Here is a 19,608-nt window from a genome sequence, read left to right as displayed (position 1 = left end):
TTAAATTTAATAAGGATTGATTAAATGAATTTGCACAAGCTAAAATTAGGAACAAAAATCGTTTCAACTATTCTATTTGTTATAGTGATTTGTTTAGGGATTATGTCTTATGTAGTCATTTCGCGTTCAGCGACTATCCAACTCCAAGAAACTCACAAATTACTCAACAACACAGCAGCTAGATTTTCTAATCTTGTTGGCGGGTATCTCAATGAAATGTTTGCCGTCTTAGAATCACAACAAGACACAATTAGCGGTATGATAGACCGCAATGCAAGAGAAGAAGTGTTACAAGATGCTGTGGGGACAATGTTAGATTCCTCCGGAGTTGCAGATTATGGTTATTTGTATGTGATTGATCCAATGTATTCTGGAGAGAATATCCGCAATGAAAACTTTAAAGCTGCTAATGGAAAAATGCTAATCTTAGTTACAGATTCCGATATTAGAAATCTCGGTGGCATAAAAAGCTTAAAAGCAGATAATGCTATTATAGAGATTCCAAGCGTCCTTAAAGCACTTCAAAGTGGTGAGCCAAATATTGGAATCCCAGCTCTTAGAAATATTGCAGAACAAGGCGAAAGCGTGGGTGTTGCAATGAACTATCCACTCAAAAATAAAAGTGGTGAAATTGTTGCTGTTTTAGGACTTTTTGTAAATCTTAATGCCATTTCTAAAGACATTAACACACAAGAACGATCCGTATTTAAAGGTGATTATAAAGCCATTATGACTGCTGATGGAATCATCGCAGCGCATATTAATCAAAACGCTTTGGGCAAGGCATTAAATGAAATTAATCCACACGAAAGCACTAAGAGAATAATGCAAGCAGCAAAAGAAGGAAAAGACGGGATTTATGAATACTTTAATGCTCAAGGTAATGAAAGTCTAACGGCAATTAACACTTTTCAAATCGGTAGAGAGAGTATGAATACACACTGGAGCGCGTTTGTAACAGCACCTATTGACTCTATTACAGAGCCTGTTCGATCTCTTACAACAATCATTGTTGTTTGCACACTTATCGCTTTAGCCATTATTGGATTAACCTTATTTTTCTATATCCGCACGCAAGTTATCACAAGAATCAATACACTTTATAACTTACTCTTTGGTTTCTTCAAATACCTAAATTACGAGACAAAAACACCACCAGCTTTCATCAAGCCTCGTGCAGAAGATGAAATTGGCTTAATGACGGTAGCAATTAATGAAAATATCCAAAAAACTCAAAAAGGGTTAGAGCAAGACACACAAGCAGTTAAGGAATCTATTGAAACAGCAAACAGAATTGAAAGTGGGGATTTAACCGCAAGAATAACAGCACAGCCTTATAATCCACAACTCAATGAGCTTAAGAAAGTGTTAAATAAAATGCTACAAACCTTAGAAAATAAAATCGGAAGCGATACTAATGAGATTGAACGCGTATTCCAAAGCTATACAAACTTAGACTTCACAACGGAAGTGAAGGACGCTAAAGGTGGAGTAGAGATTACTACAAACACCTTAGGGCAAGAAATTAAGACAATGCTAACCACATCGGCAAACTTCGCAAGCGCACTAAACACGAAGTCTAAAAACTTAGAAGAGATGATGGACAAGCTCGTAGAAGGTTCACACCATCAAGCATCATCTTTGGAACAAACCGCACAAGCAATAGAACAAATCACAAGCTCTATGCAAAATGTGAGTTCCAAAACACAAGAAGTGATTAACCAAAGCAGTGATATTAAGAATGTTGTTGGTGTGATTAGAGATATTGCAGATCAAACAAACTTGCTAGCATTAAATGCCGCTATTGAAGCAGCAAGAGCAGGTGAGCACGGCAGAGGCTTTGCAGTTGTAGCAGATGAAGTTAGAAAACTAGCTGAACGCACAGGAAAATCATTAAGTGAAATTGACGCAAACATTAATATCCTAGCGCAAGGCGTGAATGATATGGGCGAATCTATCAAAGAGCAAACCGCTGGAATTGAGCAAATCAACGAAGCTGTGGGGCAACTAGAAAAAATCACGCAAAACAATCTGAGCATTGCCGATAACACTTCAAGCATCTCTAAAGATGTTGAGCAAATTGCACAAGACATTACAGAAGACACAAACAAAAAGAAATTTTAACTTAAAAAAGATTCCAATTTTTTGGGTCTTTTAACTATCCATTAACTTCTCTACTATATAATCAAGTATTCCACAAACAAGGGCTTCAATGGGGCTTTTTAGCAAGATTTTTAAGCAAAACTATGGCACTAGCGTGCGTGATAATCAAGTGCGCACTCTTTCAAACACAAAGGATTCTATTGTAGATAATCATAAAGAACAATTTATTTTGAAAGTTTCAATGTTTAGCGCTTTACTTTTAGCGATTTTTGGAATCGGATTTGGGATTTTTGTTAAATCAATGGCGGTGATTTTTGATGGCTTTGTTGCACTTGTTAGTGTTGGACTTGGTGCGCTTAGCGTAGTAACTTCGCGCTATATTTATAAAGAAGATGATGATATTTTTCAATATGGTTATGTGCGTTTTGAACCTATGGTAAATCTCTTGTATTAGTCTTTGTATGTATTTATGCCTTTATTAACGCGCTAAAAAGCATTATCCACGGGGGATATGCCGTAGAGCTAGGTGGTGCAGCTGTTTATAGCCTTTGTGCCTTTATCTTTTGTACGATTTTATTTACCTATACACATATTTATACAAAAATATTAGAATCAGATTTAATTCAAGTAGATAATACAGAATGGAAAATCGATTGCGTGCTATATTTAGGTGCTTTAGTCGCATTTGGAATCATCTATTTACTTCCCCAAACAAATACCGCATTTGCACTTTATGTTGATCCAATTTTGCTTGCTGTATTATCTTTGTTACTTTGTATCACTCCCACACGCATTGCTATTGCAAACTTCAAAGACTTAATAATGGTAGCCCCCATAGATATTGATGAGAGAATTACAGAAATAATGGAGCACATTAGCAAAGAGTTCGGCTTTAAGGATTACGATACACACACTGCAAAATCAGGACGCTTTTATATGGTTGAAGTCAATATTCTAACGCAGGAAAATTTTAAGCCTAAAAGTATGCAAGAATTTGACGCCATTAGGGAGCATATCGCAGAATCACTTATGATTCCTAGCTATAAAATTTGGCTATCTGTTAGCTTTACTGCAAACCCTAAATGGCTATAACCCTACTCCATCTCCTTATGCCCTAAATCTGTAATATACTCTGCTAGTTGTTTGATTTCTTCTTTAGTGTATTGGTATTCATCCATTACTGCAAACATAATAAAGTTATTTCCCGGTGTTCCTCCTTTATCACTTGCATAATCAATAAGTCTTTGATACACATAATCTTTTAGCATTGCACCAATAAGTTGTGTTTCTCTACCTCCAGGTGGAGCTTTTAATCCATTTGCTCCATGACAGATAGAACAATTTTGTTTATATTCTTTACTAGGATTAAAATTGTCTTTTGCTTGTGCAAGATTTAAACTTCCTAATAAACATAATCCTAAAAAAGAAGTTAGTGTTGTTTTAAAGACTTCATAGGAAGTCTTTTTGTTTTGTTTGTTGATTTGTTTAACTTGTTTTATTTGTTGTTTGCTTTGTTTATTTTGTTGTAAAGCCTGCTGTATTTGATAGCTTAGACTTTTGTTTTGTTTTATTTGTTTCTCTTGTTGTAAAGTTAGTATTATTCTTTGCATTTTCTCTCCTTACCACCAATATCCAATTCTAGCAAAGGCAGTATGTCCTTGAATATCTTTTGCAAAGTTTCCTTGATAGTTTAGACTTAACTCTACATTATCTCCTAGAAGTTTAACAAGACCAAATTGCACATAATAAGAAGTATCTGGAAGTTTAATATCTCTTGTAGCAAACAAAGGATTTGCTAATGTCTCTCCTGCAATTTTCATTTGACTTTTGCATCATCATAGAGTCTAAACTTAGCTCCTAGTGCTGCATTAAAGCGTGTAGTTTGATTATAAGCGTGATGGAATCTTAATCCTGCAACCCCTTCTAAGAGATTAATTGTTGTTTTATCATAATATTCTGTAAGCTTTGTATGTTTAATCTCATAAGAATCTACTGCCATTCCTGTATAGATTAAACCTAACTCTGGTGTCCAATAACTATTAGTTAAGACATTATAAATATTAACTCCAGCTCTTAGTTCTGCTCCATAATTTAATGAATCAAAGTCAAAATCATCTTTATAAGAATCACTATCTATCATAGAGACATCACTCTTTGTAGTTCCTAGCATTGTATTAAGACTAACATAGAGTTCTTTATTAGAAAATCTATGGAAGGCATTGTAATAAGTTAATCCTGCTAAATAACTTGTGCTATCTGTATCTGTGCTTGTTGTGTTGTTTTCTCTCTTAGAGTTTTCTAAATTAATATAAAAGCCATAAACTCCATAATTAGAATTTAATTGTCCTCCAGCTAGCAATCCATAACTATTTGTTTTTGTGGTGCCTAATCCTAAAGATTTATCTTTAATGTAATTATAATAAGGCACTGCATAAGTATAAAGATCACTTTCTTTTTTATTTTGCTTAATAAAAATATCATCTAAGGCTCTTAAGAGATCTAAATCTGTATAGCCTTTATTGATTTCATCATAGAGTAAAGCATCAGATGCACCAGCTTGTGCATAAGTAGCATAAGTAGTAATTTGTTCATCTGTGGCATAAGCTTCTAAGTTAGTGTTATTTGAAACATTGCTTAAAGTGTTATTCCCTGAAGTGTTGCTTGCAGGATTTGTCAAAGCATTTATATTACTTACATTACTAGCAATATTTGTATTACCTGGGTTACTAGTATTATCCAATAGATTTATATTATCATTTAAAGAATTCTTTGCATTATAACTCAAGAGATTATTATTGGTATGATTTTTTAAATTATTACTAGAAAGATTCTTGTTTGTAGGATTGTTATCTAAAGAATTATTCTTTGAAGCATTTTTAGAATGATTATAAAGAGCATAAGCTACTTGTTCTTTTTAGAGTATTATAGCTTGAGAGATTAGTATGCTCTGTTCTAAAAGTTTTAGTAGAGATTTCTTTAAGGGTGTTAAAGGTTTGTGTCATATTAGTATTTAGTGCATTAATTTGATTAGAACCAATAGTGGAGCCGGGAGTATCATCATTAACTTTTAATTCACCAATTAAACCATCTGCTTGAACAACAGGTGCAATAGTATCTCCACCACCAACACTAAGTTTAATGACTTTTCCTTCATGGAGTAAGGTTGCAAAGTTACTTTCTCCATTAGCTCCTGCTCCCCCTTCAATAAAATGTCCTGCTACATTATGTCTGCCGTCTTTATCATAGATACTGATTTTTCCATCTTTAAGATCCTTTTCTTCTTCAGGGGTTAAAACAAGGTATTGGACATAAGAGCCTTTAGCGAAGATTTTATCATCGCCAAAGAGGGTGATGGTTCTAGGAATCTCTTTACCATCTACCCATTGTGTTGAGCGAATAATGTTACCATTAACATCAAAATATGAGCCAAAAGCTACTTTATTTAAATTCTGCTCTCTTGTGCCGTCATTCCCACCATTTCCTGTATCTATTACAATTCTACCATTACCCTCTTTTTCTCTAAAATCCCAGCCGTCAATTGCTATTTTACCGCCATTTATATTTTTGAAGTGATAACCGTCTTTTTTGAGAAATCCCAAATAACTTTCATCATTATTATAACTTGTAATATTAACAATTCCACCATCATTATCAATACCATTTTCAATTATTATATCATTCGACGATAATTGGCTATTGATATCAAAATTCAGGAAACCTTCGTTAGTAATTTTATTTGAAATCACTCCTTTACCTTTATGAAATCCCGCTATATCTTTGATGGTCATAATCCCATCTTTTTCTATATTAATTTCTCCACTTATTTCGGTATTATCCCCCATAGCCAACATCATACTTCCTTGTTTAAGATTAATATCTCCTTGCATCTGGGATTTTATCAGACCTGCTTGTAACACAAGAACACCGTAACCATATTCGTTCTCAACTAATACATCTCCTAGCATCTTAGCACCATTTGCTAGACTTATATGTAATGATCCACTAGAACTTTCCAATAAATCTCCTTCCCAATCAAAAGCTGGTATCATTTCTGAAGACATAACATATGCATCCCCACTAATAACCCCTTCTCCAGTCACCCATACTTCTATTCCCCTGCTGCCACTTCCTTTGGTGTTAATATCTCCATCAATATGTCCTTTTTCAGTATATATCGTTATGTTGCTGTGCGCCCTCAAATTTGATGGAAAGGAAGAAGAATGAGAAAGAACATAATCAACTTCGGAAAAACCGATAGCCTCTTTGCCTTTCTCTCCTATCACCCCCTCTTTAAAATCTATATAGAGCCCACCAGCACCATTTTTTATGCTATCTACTTTCAATTTCTCCGTCTTAATAACAATATTGTGTTTATTATCAATTTCAGTAATTGTTAAATCCTTCCCAACTAGATCCAAACGCTCAGCTTTGGGAATTGGATTAATATCATCAAAACCATATTTAAACCACCAATTGTCATATGTGCTTTTATCATTAATATCTACACCAGCATCTTTAAATAAATTCTCCATTGTTTTTTCTAATAATCCTTTAGATGCTAGTTTGTTAATTGAAAGGTTTTCAAAACTAATTTTTGTAGCGCTATCACCTGTGTCTTGTTTATTAAATTGCAATTCATCTAATTTTGTCTCACCCGTATAAGTTATATTTTGAGTATTATTGTCAATCTCAAGTTTATTTTCTGTAGCTTTTACAGAAGAAAAAGTCCTAAGTTGTCCAGTATTATTTCTATTTGTTTTTAAATTAGAATCTAATTTAACCTTAGAATTTTTAAGGTTTTGAGCAGGATTTACCAAAGGATTTTGCGTAACATTTAAAGCAATAATTTGTGGAACAGATTTTTCATTATTTGATTGTGCATAAGCTTGTGAGTGAAAGATAAAAGTAGAAAGTGAAGTTGCAAGAACGCTATAATAAATTGCCTTGCTAGTAAATGGATTTAAATATCTCTTAAATGCCCCCCCCCCCGCAGGAATATCAATCATACTAGAATGATTATTCAATGTTTTTTCCATTGTTTTTCTCCTTTGTTTAAAGTGTGATTTTTATTTTAAACCCTGCCATTTTATAATAAATCCTTTTAAAATTTAAGTGATATTGTTACTATTTTTTAAATGAAATAAAAATCATTTTTATTATGTAAAGAAAAATATAAAGATTAATTCCATATTATAGGGATTTATTAAGTTTTATAAAAAGATTAAGTATATTTTATAAATTTAATTTAGAAGTTACATTTGGTAACAGATAATAAAAATATTAAGAAAGTTTTATTGATTTTTAAAACAAATAACACAAAGCAAACATAGAACAAACAACTTAGCTTATATCAACCATTAAAGCCCAAACAAAGTAAAACTTAAAATGAAAGAATTAATCCCTACGAAGCAAATGCAGAATCCAACACAATCTTATTACACTCTCATCTCCGCACTGTCCTACTTTACCACTCCTGAAAGGAGCAGTATCATCAGCGAAGAAGAGCTTAACTTCTAGGTTCGGAATGGAGCTAGGTGGAACCTCTTCTCTATTAGCACGAAGATGACAATGTAATACTCATAAATAATACTAAGCCTATATAAGCTTTATCCCTTTAAAGCATAACCTAAGTAACTTTACTAACACTTTAGCAAAGATTTTAAAAGAATCTAGGTTTAATATTTAAATTATGATACTAAGCCTATATAAGTTAATTTGATTAAATACTTTAAAAGAAAAGTAAAATCAACCAAATAAGTCTTTAATCATTTAACTCTTTAAAGTTTCAATTTTTAAAGCTTGAATTCTTTAGAAGCTTTTAAATCTTTATCTTAATATCCTTTTAGCTACTTAAACTATTCTAAAGGCTTTAAAGATATTAAGAGATACTATAAGTAATGCAATAACTAAAAATCTATCTTAATGGATTACACTCATTAAGGCAGTGGCTTTTTATCAATTAAGCCAAACGGTCTATTAGTAGTAGTCAGCTAAACATATTACTATGCTTACACCCCTACCCTATCAAGCAGGTAGTCTTCCTGCGACCTTCAGGGAAAGTTCATCTTGGAGTTGGCTTCACGCTTAGATGCTTTCAGCGTTTATCACATCCATACGTAGCTACGCTGCGATGCCCATAGCAGGACAACAGCTACACCAGTGGTATGTCCATCCCGGTCCTCTCGTACTAGGGACAGATCCCCTCAACTTTCCTACGCCCACGGCAGATAGGGACCGAACTGTCTCACGACGTTCTGAACCCAGCTCGCGTACCGCTTTAAATGGCGAACAGCCATACCCTTGGGACCTGCTCCAGCCCCAGGATGCGATGAGCCGACATCGAGGTGCCAAACCTCCCCGTCGATGTGAGCTCTTGGGGGAGATCAGCCTGTTATCCCCGGGGTACCTTTTATCCTTTGAGCGATGACCCTTCCACACAGAATCACCGGATCACTATGACCGACTTTCGTCTCTGCTTGACTTGTTTGTCTTACAGTCAGGCTGGCTTATGCCATTACACTCTACAAATGATTTCCAACCATTTTGAGCCAACCTTTGCAAGCCTCCGTTACTTTTTAGGAGGCTGACCGCCCCAGTCAAACTACCCACCAGGCATTGTCCTACTAGAGGATAACTCTAGCTAGTTAGCAGACAGAAACATTAAGGGTGGTATCTCAACGGTGGCTCCATCTCTACCGGAGTAAAGATTTCAAAGCCTCCCACCTATGCTGCGCATAATGCTCCCATCGGCAGTGCCAAGCTGTAGTAAAGGTCCACGGGGTCTTTCCGTCTTGCCGCGGGTAGGATAATTTTCACCTCCACTACAATTTCACTGAATCACTCTTTGAGACAGCTCCCATCTCGTTACGCCATTCATGCAGGTCGGTATTTAACCGACAAGGAATTTCGCTACCTTAGGACCGTTATAGTTACGGCCGCCGTTTACTCGGGCTTCAATTCAAAGCTTCACCTTGCGGCTGACTAATCCTTCTTAACCTTCGAGCACCGGGCAGGCGTCACACCTTATACTTCCTCTTACGAGTTGGCAAAGTGCTGTGTTTTTGGTAAACAGTCGGGAGGACTCTTTGCTGAGACCACTTAAAGTGGCACACCTTATCGCGAACTTACGGTGTTAGTTTGCAGAGTTCCTTAAAGAGAGTTCTTTCACGCGCCTTAGAATACTCATCTCATCTACCTGTGTCGGTTTACGGTACGGGCAACATTAGCTAAACTTAGAGGCTTTTCTTGGCACGACGATCTTAACAATTCACACCGCTACCCGAAGGTTTTGGTATGCCTGTTGGGTTTGGGATACGGGAGCGGATTTACCAATCTCCTAACTTGCACCCTTCGACTGACACTTCTATCCGTCAGCTTGTCTTGACCCTATGCGTCCCCCATCGCACACTAATGTTGGTATAGGAATATTAACCTATTTTCCATCGACTACCCATTTCTGACTTGTCTTAGGACCCGACTAACCCTACGATGACGAGCATAGCGTAGGAAACCTTAGATTTTCGGCGAAGTGGATTCTCACCACTTTTATCGCTACTCATTCCTGCATGCTCACTTCACACCGCTCCACCACTCCTTACCGGTATGGCTTCAACGCTGATGTGAACGCTCTTCTACCACTGTGCATCAGCACAATCTACAACTTCGGTGTCTATCTTAGCCCCGTTATATTTTCAGCGCAGAATCACTAGACCAGTGAGCTGTTACGCTATCTTTAAAGGATGGTTGCTTCTAAGCCAACCTCCTGGTTGTCTGAGTAACTCCACATCTTTTTCCACTTAGAATAGAACTTTGGGACCTTAGTTGGTAGTCTGGGTTGTTCCCCTTTAGACGATTGATTTTATCACCCACCGCCTGACTCCCAAGATACGGTAATAGGTATTCGTAGTTTGACAGGGGTTGGTACCGCGGTGAGCAGCCCTAGCCCAATCAGAGCTCTACCCCTATTACTATCACTTGAGGCTATACCTAAATATATTTCGAAGAGAACCAGCTATCACTGAGTTTGATTGGCCTTTCACCCCTATCCACAGCTCATCCCAACCCGTTTCAATGGGTACGAGTTCAGTCCTCCGGTAGGTGTTACCCCACTTTCAACTTGGCCATGGATAGATCACTCAGCTTCGGGTCTGCAGCATCTGACTAAATCGCCCTTTCAGACTCGCTTTCGCTACGGCTTCACATTAGTTTAACCTTGCCAGATACCACAACTCGCAGGATCATTATGCAAAAGGCAGTCCATCACCCTGATAAATCATAGGGCTCTGAATGATTGTAGGCAAATGGTTTCAGGTTCTATTTCACTCCGCTCACTGCGGTTCTTTTCACCTTTCCCCTCACGGTACTGGTTCGCTATCGGTGTAGTAGTAGTATTTAGGGTTGAGAGTGGTCTCCCCTGCTTCAGCCCGGATTTCACGTGTCCTGACCTACTCTGATCCTGCTACCTAGAAAGACTCTTTCATATACGGGGCTATCACCCTCTGTGGCTATCCTTTCCAGAATGTTCTATTAGAGTCTCTCCGTGGATGTTGCAGTCTCAACCCCAGTAGCAAGCTACTGGTTTGCCCTGTTCCCCGTTCGCTCGCCGCTACTAAGAGAATCTCTATTGATTTCTTTTCCTCTAGTTACTGAGATGTTTCACTTCACTAGGTTCGCTCCATTTAAGGTAATACATATTGCTATGTATTGGGTTGCCCCATTCGGAAATCTATGGATCAAAGCATCTTGACAGCTCCCCATAGCTTATCGCAGTCTAGTACGTCCTTCATCGCCTCTACTACCCAAGGCATCCACCATTTGCCCTTCACAAGCTTAACTGACTTTATATTCTAACGCCACTGCCTTATCGAATGCAATGCAAACATTAAGACAATCTTTAGTTATTTGCGTGATTGTAGTTATTACTTATATAGGCTTTGACAATGTGTTGTTAAATATCATTTAGAATCTCTACTAAATCTATTAGGTTTTATAAAGATTCTAATGTAAATGTTTGAGATTTAAAACACTTACATTAGAATCACTTGAGAATCACTTTAATTATCTAAGTATATCCCAGAATTACTTTAAAAATATTATTTAAAGAAATAAAAAGTTTATCTTTTATTGTTAATTCTATTACATTAGGCATTAATATCACATACTAACAGGCTTACTTATATTTAAAAGTTAGCTTTTATAGATAACATATTTAAGTATAACTCATTTACAAATAAACTGCTCTACTAAATTTGTTATTAGCGCATTGTCTTTTAAGACTTGGTGGAGAATAGCGGATCGAACCGCTGACCTCCTGCGTGCAAAGCAGGCGCTCTCCCAGCTGAGCTAATTCCCCAAAAGAATTTCATCTGGTGGGCTTAGGAGGACTTGAACCTCCGACCTCACCCTTATCAGGGTGCGCTCTAACCACCTGAGCTATAAGCCCCTACTTAAAGTCTTATGATCTCTGAAAACTAAGCAGGATAAAGAACAACTTAAACTCAATAAACAAATATTGAGTTATCTCTCTTGAAAGGAGTGATCCAACCGCAGGTTCACCTACGGTTACCTTGTTACGACTTCACCCCAGTCGCTGCATCCGCCGTGGGCGGTAGCCAGTTTGGCATTCCGACTTAAGGCGAATACAACTCCCATGGTGTGACGGGCGGTGAGTACAAGACCCGGGAACGTATTCACCGCAACATTGCTGATTTGCGATTACTAGCGATTCCAGCTTCATGTAGTCGAGTTGCAGACTACAATCCGAACTGAGATATGTTTTATAGATTTGCTCCACTTGCTCGGTATTGCTTCTCTTTGTACATACCATTGTAGCACGTGTGTAGCCCTAGGCGTAAGGGCCATGATGACTTGACGTCATCCTCACCTTCCTCCTCCTTACGAAGGCAGTCTCCTTAGAGTGCTCTACCGAATAGTTAGCAACTAAGGACGAGGTTGCGCTCGTTGCGGGACTTAACCCAACATCTCACGACACGAGCTGACGACAGCCGTGCAGCACCTGTTTTCAAGTTCTAGCAAGCTAGCACTCCACTATCTCTAGCGGATTCTATCAATGTCAAGCCTAGGTAAGGTTCTTCGCGTATCTTCGAATTAAACCACATGCTCCACCGCTTGTGCGGGTCCCCGTCTATTCCTTTGAGTTTTAATCTTGCGACCGTACTCCCCAGGCGGAATGCTTAATGCGTTAGCTGCATTACTGGAGTGACAAGCACCCCAACAACTAGCATTCATCGTTTAGGGCGTGGACTACCAGGGTATCTAATCCTGTTTGCTCCCCACGCTTTCGCAGCATCAGCGTCAGTAATGTTCCAGCAGGTCGCCTTCGCAATGAGTATTCCTCTTGATCTCTACGGATTTTACCCCTACACCAAGAATTCCACCTACCTCTCCCATACTCTAGAATAATAGTTTCAAATGCAGTTCTATGGTTAAGCCATAGGATTTCACATCTGACTTATTATCCCGCCTACGCGCTCTTTACGCCCAGTGATTCCGAGTAACGCTTGCACCTCCGTATTACCGCGGCTGCTGGCACGGAGTTAGCCGGTGCTTATTCGTTAGATACCGTCATAATCTTCTCTAACAAAAGGAGTTTACAATCCGAAAACCTTCATCCTCCACGCGGCGTTGCTGCTTCAGGGTTTCCCCATTGAGCAATATTCCCTACTGCTGCCTCCCGTAGGAGTCTGGACCGTGTCTCAGTTCCAGTGTGTCCGATCACCCTCTCAGGCCGGATACCCGTCATAGCCTTGGTGAGCCATTACCTCACCAACAAGCTGATAGGACATAGGCTGATCCTTTAGCGAAAAACCTTTCCCCGTAGGGAATATCCGGTATTAATCACCGTTTCCAGTGGCTATCCCAGACTAAAGGGCACATAACCTATGCATTACTCACCCGTGCGCCACTAATCCACTTCTAGCAAGCTAGAAGCTTCATCGTTCGACTTGCATGTATTAGGCACGCCGCCAGCGTTCACTCTGAGCCAGGATCAAACTCTCCATAAAAATTATGGAAGTTTGTATCAAAAATAAATAATGATTGCAAACTCTCCATAAGATAAAGAAAGAAAAGCTTAAAAGAATAAAGATTTAAAGATTCTCTAAAGAGTTTCTTTAAATTTTAAGATTTAAGTTTTACTTGGTTTTAGATTCTTATTAATAAGTTTAAATTATCTAAAAAGAATCTGTGTTTGGATTAGTTTGTCCTAAAATCTCAAAATCTCTGTTTTAGATTTGTGTTTTATGCAAACAATCTTTAGTGTGCTTTAGTTATAAGTTTAGTAAAAGTTCCAAAATATAAAGAAAGAATTAATCTTTCTATAATAAGAAACTCAAAAAATATAAACTTTTAACAAATGACATAAAGACTGCTTTAAAGAATAAAACCACAAAGCAATAAATTGAGTTTGTTGTATAAGAATTTAGAAAATAATTTAAGAAGTTGTTGTTCTTTATTATTTCCTGCTTAGTTGTCAAAGATCATTTAACTTTAATGCGCATACTACATTAATATGTATATTACATAATCTAAAGTTAAAGAACATTTTTACATTAAAGATTAAACCTTAGAAAAGCCTGCATCTTAAGTTTTAAATAAAATCATTTGCTGGATTCTTGATTATAATCAAGAAAAGTAAAGATTTATAAAACTAAGGATTAAATGAGTGAAATTCACTTATTATAATCTGTTACAATGTGCTAATTTAAGGGATTAAAATTTAGCGCAAAAAAGGAAGTGGAATTATAGCTAGAAAAGCTTAAGGGGAGATTAAAATTGGGGGGGATATTTATTCTACCCAATCTCCAAATTGCAATGCCTTACCATACCACAAATCCTTACTAGCGCGCTTCCCCACTGCTTGTTTTAAATATTTTGGTGCGATTCCATGCCCCGGACGAATAGATTTTATTGCATTTTCTTGTATTAATTCACCTTTTTTAATGGCTTTTGCAATATACAAAGAACGCATAAAAACACGCCCTTCTTTAGACTTTTCATTTAAAGTATAAGTAGAATCTCCAAGCAACTCTTCTGTTTCTCTAACTGCCTTTGCCATTTGTGCAAACTCTTGTGGCTCTAGGCTAAATGCACTATCTACACCACCTAAAGAACGATTTAAAATAAAATGTTTCTCAATCACTTTTGCTCCAAGTGATGCTGCAACAATAGGGGCTGTAATACCTAGCGTATGGTCAGATAAGCCAATGGCAACACTAAAATCTTTTTGAAGTCGTGGAATCAACGATAAATTTGCACTATTTAAGGGAGCTGGATAAGAGCTTGTGCATTGCAAAAGCGTAATAGAATCATTGCCAACCTCCTTGCAAACATTAATCGCTTCTTCTATTTCTTCTTTTGTGGCAATTCCTTTTGATAAAATCATAGGCTTGCCTAAGCACGCCATATACTTAATAAGCTCTAAATCTACAATTTCAAAAGATGCAACCTTATAAATAGGATTTTCCAATGTTTCTAAAAAATCTACTGCTTCTTTACTAAAAGGGCTTGAAAAGCAAACTAATCCAAGCTCTTTTGCATAGTCAAACAATTCTTTATGCCACTCCCAAGGCGTCATCGCCTCCTTATAAAGCGCATAAAAATTCTTCCCCTCCCACAATGTGCCTTTAATTTTAAAATCTTCCAAATCGCAATCTAGAGTCAAACAATCTGGTGTATAGGTTTGTAGCTTTATTGCATCAGCACCTGCATCTTTGGCAGCTTTTATGGTTTGCAAGGCTAAATTTTTATCTTGATTATGATTTGCAGAGAGTTCAGCCACTAAAAAAATTTTATCTTTTTGCATTTGTTATCCAAAATTCTGTGATTTTTGGATAAGATTATATCTTAAATTGTTAAAAATTTAAGGGATTTTTATGGTGAAATACTATTCAGAATTACTCTTTTTAGGGGCTTTTGTGCTTTTATCCACAGGCTGTGATGAGAAAAGTTTGAATGATTTAGAAAATAAAGCTGGGCAGACTTTACAAAATGCAATGCAAGATTCTGGGCTAAAAGATACACTAAATTCACACACACAAAAACTTAATGACTTTTTATATAGCAACAAAACGCAAGAATTTGTAGAAAAACAGACACAAATCCTAAAAGAAGGCGCAAATGAGCTTGAAAAAATCATAGAATCCAATAAAACAAAAGAATTCTTACAACAACAAATGGAAAATTTAAATGAATTCCTAAATAATAATAAAAGCAACACTCAAAACACGGAATCCATTTAGATTCCACATTTCTGATTCCAATTTTACTCCATTGTCTGCATCCTTAATTCCATACTCTTCTCTAAACTCTCTTTAAGTCCGACTTGTGCAATTTCTCTTAATGCTATCTTTAAACATTGCATTTCCTCTCCCCATTCTTTCCAAAGCCCCCTTTTTTCATCTCTTGCAATAGATTCTAAGAGTTCTAAATCCTTGAGTGTTTTTTCTTCACTCAAATCAAAATGTTGCACCACTGCATAGCCATCACGCACCACTTGCGCGTTAAAAAGATTCCCACCCTTTTGTAAAAAACACCAGCCATTCTTATAGCCTAAGCGAAATTGTTGTTCTAGTTTAATTTGATTTTGTGCATATTGCATTGCAAAATGGCGCATTTCTTTGAGTTGTTGCGGTGAAATCTCACATCCTTCCCATTTGAAACTTTTACTAACGCTAGCCACGCCATAAAGCTGGCAATACATCATTCCATAATCCTTACTATACACGCTAAAATGTGTGGGTGAAAAAATATGCTTCATTAGCACCTGCATACTTACAGGGGGGATACTAAAGCCAAAACCCTGCATACTTATAATTACAACCAAAAACCAAAGCCTAAAAATCATTTACGCTCCCTATTATACTTGCTTGCAATAACTCTTTTACATAAGAATCCCTAGGTGCATTAAAGACTTCTTTTGTGGCTCCACGCTCTAAAACTCTTCCATCTTTTAAGACTAAAACATTTTGGCACAGCGTTGCAATCACACTTAAATCGTGGCTAATACAAATATAACTTAGTCTATATTCTCTAGCAAGTTTTAATAATAACCCTAGAATTTGCCCCTGTGCTGCACAATCTAACGCGCTTGTCGGCTCATCTAAAATCAGCACCTTGGGGCGTAAAACTAAGCTTCTAGCAATACTTACTCTCTGCCTTTGTCCCCCGCTTAATTCATTAGGGTATCGCTCCAAAAAATTCCTATCTAATCCCACATCATTTAAAGTTTTTTCTATAAGCCTTTTTTGCTCTGCAACACTTAATTTAAAATGCGCCTGCAAGCCTTCTTGTAAAATTTTAAAAAGATTCATTTTGGGATTTAAAGAGCTAAAAGGATCTTGAAAAATCAACTGCATACACGCGCGAAACTCCCTTAAATCACTCCCTTTTAGACTAAAAAAATCCTTTCCTAAAAGCTTAACTTCTCCTTTTATGCAATCCCTATCAATCAAGCGACAAAGCGCGTTAGCAAGACTACTTTTACCGCTTCCAGACTCCCCAATAATCCCTAAACTCTCCCCCTTTCTTAACACAAAACTTAAAGGCTCTAAAGCCACAAAGGATTCCAAAGTTTTACCTAAAAAACTCTTTTTTCTAGGATATTCCACGCTTAAATTGCTAGCTTCCAAAACAATCTCTTTACTAAAAGATTCCATATTATAATGAAATCTCAAAGCATTAAGAAGCATTTTTGTGTAAGCATTTTTAGGTGTTTTAAAAATCTCATCTCTTTCCCCACTCTCAATAATCTCGCCCTTTTGCATTACAAGCACGCGTTTGCACAATTTAGACACCACTGCTAAATTATGGCTAATAAAAATCACGCTAAGATTAAATGTTTTTTGCAAGCTTTTTAATAACTCTATGATTTGTGCTTGCGTTGTGGAATCCAACGCTGTTGTAGGCTCATCAGCAATTAAAATCTTAGGGTAATTTGCTAGGGCAATAGCTAGACAAACGCGCTGCCTTTGCCCACCACTTAGAGCATAAGGATAAGCCTGTAAAACACTTGTTGGAAGTTGCACGCTATGGAGCAATTCTTGCATTCTCTCTTGCAAGACATTTTTAGAAATCTTAGGGTTATGGATTAAAATTGCCTCGCTTAATTGCCTATGGATTTTTTGCAAAGGATTTAGCGCGCTAAGTGGCTCTTGAAAAACATATCCGATCTTTAAACCACGCAAATTTTGCATTTTAGATTCCAACATCTCTAAAATATTCTCCCCTAAACATTCAATCTTGCCACTTTGTAAGTTGTATTCCTTAACAAGCCTTAAGATTAAATGACTAAGCAAGGTTTTCCCACTCCCAGACTCCCCAACAATCCCTAAAAACTCCCCTTCCTTTAGGCAAAAATTAATATTCTTTAAACAAAACCCATTCACTTCTACGCTTAAGGATTCCACCTTCAAAAGACTCATTCTTTTATCCTTTGAATCGCCTCCACGCGCATTGTATCGCGCAAACCCTCTCCAATAAAAACAAGCAAACACAACAAAGCACTCAAAGCAAAAAATCCACTTAATCCAAGCCAAGGCGCATTAAGATTGTTTTTACCCTGTGCTAAAATCTCCCCCAAACTTGCACTAGGAGGCGGCAATCCAAGCCCTAAAAAATCAAGCGAAGCAAGCGTTATAATACTTCCACACACAACAAAGGGCAAATAAGTCAAGACCGCAACTAAGGCATTTGGCAAAATATGGTGCAACATAATGCGTGTATGGCTAACCCCTAACATTTTTGCAGCCTTTATGTAGTCAAGATTCCTTACCTTTAAAAACTCCGCACGCACAAAAGGCACTAACGCCACCCAAGAAAACAGCAACACAATGCACAAAATACTCCAAAATGTGGGCTGTAATAACCCCGCAAAAATAATCAACACGAACAACACAGGCATTCCACTCCATATTTCAATCAATCTCTGTCCAATCAAATCCACCCTTCCCCCAAAATATCCGCAAATCCCACCAACACAAAGCCCAATAAGAGAACTAAAAAAAGCTAGTGCAATCCCAAAGAGTATGGAAGTTTTTAAGCCATAGAGCAATCTTGCTAGCACATCTCTACCTAAATCATCTGTGCCTAAGAGATTCTTTGGAGTTGGGCTAGAAGGGGCTGGAGTTTCTAGCGTATAGATAACAGAATCATAAGAATAAGGAATCAAAGGCATAATCATAAAGCCCTTTTGTGCGATTTTTTCTTGCAAGTACATATCATTATAATTTGCATTACTTTCAAAATCCCCACCAAAAGTTGTTTCAGGATAATCCTTTAACAAAGGAAAATAATTCTCCCCATTATAACGCACAAACAAAGGCTTATCATTTGCAAGAATCTCTGCACACATACACAACACAAACAACACACCAAAAACCCATAAAGATAGATATGCACGGCGATTTTTCTTAAATGCTTGAAATCTACGCGTTGCAAACTGCATTATTGCACCTTTTGAAAATGAATCCTAGGATCCACTAGTACATACACCATATCGCTAAGGATTCCAACAAGAAGTCCAAAAAGCGTAAAAATATATAATGTGCCAAAAATCACAGGATAATCCCTTGAAATAATAGCTTCATAGCCTAAAAGCCCTAAACCATCAAGTGAAAAAATAATTTCAATAAGCAAAGAACCACTAAGCAAAATCCCAAGCAATGCTGAAGGAATAGAAGCGATAATTAAAAGCATTGCATTACGAAAAATATGCCTATATAAAACCTGCCTTTGTGATAATCCCTTTGCATAGGCAAGCTGAACATATTGCTTGTTGATTTCTTCTAAAAAAGAATTTTTAGCAAGTAAGGTCAAAGTGGCAAATCCCCCAATGCTTAGGGAAAGCACAGGTAGTGTAATATGCCAAAAATAATCCTTAATTTTTCCCAACAAACTTAAAGACTCAAAATTATCCCCCACAATCCCACGCAAAGGAAAAATACTAAAATAAGTCCCCCCAGCAAAGAGAATAATTAAAATAAGCGCGAACAAAAAAGTTGGAATCGCATTTCCAATAATAATCATCGCGCTTGTAACACTATCAAAGGTGCTTCCCTCACGCACTGCTTTTTTAATCCCCAAAGGAATAGAAATACAATAAATTAAAAGAGTGCTCCAAAGCCCAAGACTAATAGAAACAGGGAGTTTTTCTAAGATTAAATCCACCACCTTTGCATTCTTATAAAAACTCTCCCCAAAATTAAAAGTGAAGTAGTTTTTGAGCATTAAAATATATCGCTCTAAAATAGGCTTATCAAAGCCATATAATGCGTTGATTTTCTCTAGCATCTGTGTATCTAAACCTTGATTTCTATACATTCCTTTAGTGTTTGCTTGCACTTCTGCTTGCATTCCAACACCTTCAAGCTTCGCAATCATCTGCTCCACAGGACCGCCCGGTGCTGCTTGAATGATGAAAAAATTTAAAGTCATAATTCCAAGCAATGTTGGAATTATCAACAAAAGTCGCTTAAGAATATAGCTTCC

At 37.0% G+C, this 19,608-nt stretch carries 11 protein-coding genes, 2 tRNA genes, 3 rRNA genes and 2 pseudogenes; 4 read left to right on the top strand and 14 right to left on the bottom strand.

Going from position 1 to position 19,608, the window contains the following annotated elements; genetic code table 11:
• Nucleotides 1-24: 24 nt before the first annotated feature.
• The 3 genes and pseudogenes from IP358_RS03380 to IP358_RS03370 all read left to right on the top strand — a co-directional run.
• Nucleotides 25-1,341 (top strand): annotated as a pseudogene (locus tag IP358_RS03380) (hypothetical protein); the annotation flags it as partial.
• A gap of 36 nt (nt 1,342-1,377) precedes the next feature.
• Nucleotides 1,378-2,124 (top strand): methyl-accepting chemotaxis protein, encoded by a 747-nt coding sequence (locus IP358_RS03375; RefSeq protein WP_370521400.1) that lies wholly within the window; start codon nt 1,378-1,380, stop codon nt 2,122-2,124.
• Between the two features lie 88 nt (nt 2,125-2,212).
• Nucleotides 2,213-3,195 (top strand): annotated as a pseudogene (locus IP358_RS03370) (cation diffusion facilitator family transporter).
• Nucleotides 3,196-3,197: 2 nt separating this feature from the next.
• Here the strand turns inward: IP358_RS03370 and IP358_RS03365 are convergent.
• The 10 genes from IP358_RS03365 to pseI form a co-directional block, all read right to left on the bottom strand.
• A complete protein-coding gene (locus tag IP358_RS03365; RefSeq protein ID WP_040498942.1) occupies nt 3,198-3,713 on the bottom strand; it encodes a c-type cytochrome in 516 nt (171 codons plus the stop codon).
• A 9-nt stretch (nt 3,714-3,722) separates the two neighbouring features.
• Nucleotides 3,723-3,923 carry a hypothetical protein gene (locus IP358_RS03360; RefSeq protein ID WP_370523637.1) on the bottom strand — a complete coding sequence of 67 codons (201 nt, stop codon included), beginning with the start codon at nt 3,921-3,923 and terminating at the stop codon, nt 3,723-3,725.
• Nucleotides 3,920-4,843, bottom strand: coding sequence for a hypothetical protein (locus tag IP358_RS03355; RefSeq protein ID WP_370525629.1), 924 nt, complete (start codon nt 4,841-4,843; stop codon nt 3,920-3,922). The genes IP358_RS03360 and IP358_RS03355 overlap by 4 nt, the downstream gene beginning before the upstream one ends.
• 145 nt (nt 4,844-4,988) lie before the next feature.
• A complete protein-coding gene (locus IP358_RS03350) occupies nt 4,989-7,139 on the bottom strand; it encodes a hypothetical protein (protein ID WP_370525628.1) in 2,151 nt (716 codons plus the stop codon).
• A gap of 410 nt (nt 7,140-7,549) precedes the next feature.
• Nucleotides 7,550-7,665: ribosomal RNA gene (rrf, locus tag IP358_RS03345) — 5S ribosomal RNA — on the bottom strand.
• A gap of 393 nt (nt 7,666-8,058) precedes the next feature.
• A 23S ribosomal RNA gene (locus tag IP358_RS03340) occupies nt 8,059-10,938 on the bottom strand.
• A 442-nt stretch (nt 10,939-11,380) separates the two neighbouring features.
• Nucleotides 11,381-11,455, bottom strand: a tRNA-Ala gene (locus tag IP358_RS03335).
• 14 nt (nt 11,456-11,469) lie between these two features.
• Nucleotides 11,470-11,545 (bottom strand) — tRNA-OTHER (locus IP358_RS03330).
• Between the two features lie 85 nt (nt 11,546-11,630).
• A 16S ribosomal RNA gene (locus tag IP358_RS03325) occupies nt 11,631-13,127 on the bottom strand.
• The 16S, 23S and 5S rRNA genes sit together here with 2 tRNA genes alongside, the layout of an rRNA operon.
• A gap of 782 nt (nt 13,128-13,909) precedes the next feature.
• On the bottom strand, nt 13,910-14,926 hold the full coding sequence (gene pseI / locus IP358_RS03320) for a pseudaminic acid synthase (protein ID WP_006801693.1): 1,017 nt from the start codon (nt 14,924-14,926) through the stop codon (nt 13,910-13,912).
• A gap of 70 nt (nt 14,927-14,996) precedes the next feature.
• Here pseI and IP358_RS03315 point away from each other — a divergent pair, with 70 nt between their 5' ends.
• Nucleotides 14,997-15,362: a hypothetical protein gene (locus tag IP358_RS03315; RefSeq protein WP_006801694.1), complete on the top strand. Its 366-nt coding sequence runs from the start codon at nt 14,997-14,999 to the stop codon at nt 15,360-15,362.
• A gap of 23 nt (nt 15,363-15,385) precedes the next feature.
• On the opposite strand, the gene IP358_RS03310 is transcribed toward IP358_RS03315, so the two are convergent.
• Genes IP358_RS03310 through yejB form a run of 4 tightly spaced genes read right to left on the bottom strand, consistent with a single transcriptional unit; the run spans nt 15,386 to nt 19,554 of the window.
• The gene (locus IP358_RS03310) at nt 15,386-15,967 is read right to left on the bottom strand and encodes a thermonuclease family protein (protein ID WP_006801695.1); all 582 of its coding nucleotides are present in this window, start codon (nt 15,965-15,967) and stop codon (nt 15,386-15,388) included.
• Entirely contained in the window at nt 15,957-17,543 is a 1,587-nt protein-coding gene (locus IP358_RS03305) for a dipeptide ABC transporter ATP-binding protein (protein ID WP_006801696.1), read from the bottom strand. Before IP358_RS03305 ends, IP358_RS03310 begins: the two co-directional genes overlap by 11 nt.
• On the bottom strand, nt 17,540-18,565 hold the full coding sequence (locus IP358_RS03300) for an ABC transporter permease (protein WP_006801697.1): 1,026 nt from the start codon (nt 18,563-18,565) through the stop codon (nt 17,540-17,542). The genes IP358_RS03305 and IP358_RS03300 overlap by 4 nt, the downstream gene beginning before the upstream one ends.
• A complete protein-coding gene (gene yejB, locus IP358_RS03295; RefSeq protein WP_370521399.1) occupies nt 18,565-19,554 on the bottom strand; it encodes a microcin C ABC transporter permease YejB in 990 nt (329 codons plus the stop codon). The genes IP358_RS03300 and yejB overlap by 1 nt, the downstream gene beginning before the upstream one ends.
• Nucleotides 19,555-19,608 lie beyond the last annotated feature (54 nt).

The organism is Helicobacter winghamensis ATCC BAA-430, from assembly GCF_028751035.1.
Taxonomy (GTDB): domain Bacteria; phylum Campylobacterota; class Campylobacteria; order Campylobacterales; family Helicobacteraceae; genus Helicobacter_D; species Helicobacter_D winghamensis.
Note: the sequence above shows the minus strand (reverse complement) of the source record. Positions and strands in the feature narration are given on the sequence as shown.

Excerpts from the sequence above, each read along its gene's own strand:
- IP358_RS03375 (WP_370521400.1), top strand. The coding sequence starts at position 1,378 with ATGCTACAAACCTTAGAAAATAAAATCGGAAGCGATACTAATGAGATT.
- IP358_RS03365 (WP_040498942.1), bottom strand. The coding sequence starts at position 3,713 with ATGCAAAGAATAATACTAACTTTACAACAAGAGAAACAAATAAAACAA.
- IP358_RS03360 (WP_370523637.1), bottom strand. The coding sequence starts at position 3,923 with ATGAAAATTGCAGGAGAGACATTAGCAAATCCTTTGTTTGCTACAAGA.
- IP358_RS03350 (WP_370525628.1), bottom strand. The coding sequence starts at position 7,139 with ATGGAAAAAACATTGAATAATCATTCTAGTATGATTGATATTCCTGCG.
- pseI (WP_006801693.1), bottom strand. The coding sequence starts at position 14,926 with ATGCAAAAAGATAAAATTTTTTTAGTGGCTGAACTCTCTGCAAATCAT.
- IP358_RS03315 (WP_006801694.1), top strand. The coding sequence starts at position 14,997 with ATGGTGAAATACTATTCAGAATTACTCTTTTTAGGGGCTTTTGTGCTT.
- IP358_RS03310 (WP_006801695.1), bottom strand. The coding sequence starts at position 15,967 with ATGATTTTTAGGCTTTGGTTTTTGGTTGTAATTATAAGTATGCAGGGT.
- IP358_RS03305 (WP_006801696.1), bottom strand. The coding sequence starts at position 17,543 with ATGAGTCTTTTGAAGGTGGAATCCTTAAGCGTAGAAGTGAATGGGTTT.
- IP358_RS03300 (WP_006801697.1), bottom strand. The coding sequence starts at position 18,565 with ATGCAGTTTGCAACGCGTAGATTTCAAGCATTTAAGAAAAATCGCCGT.
- yejB (WP_370521399.1), bottom strand. The coding sequence starts at position 19,554 with ATGACTTTAAATTTTTTCATCATTCAAGCAGCACCGGGCGGTCCTGTG.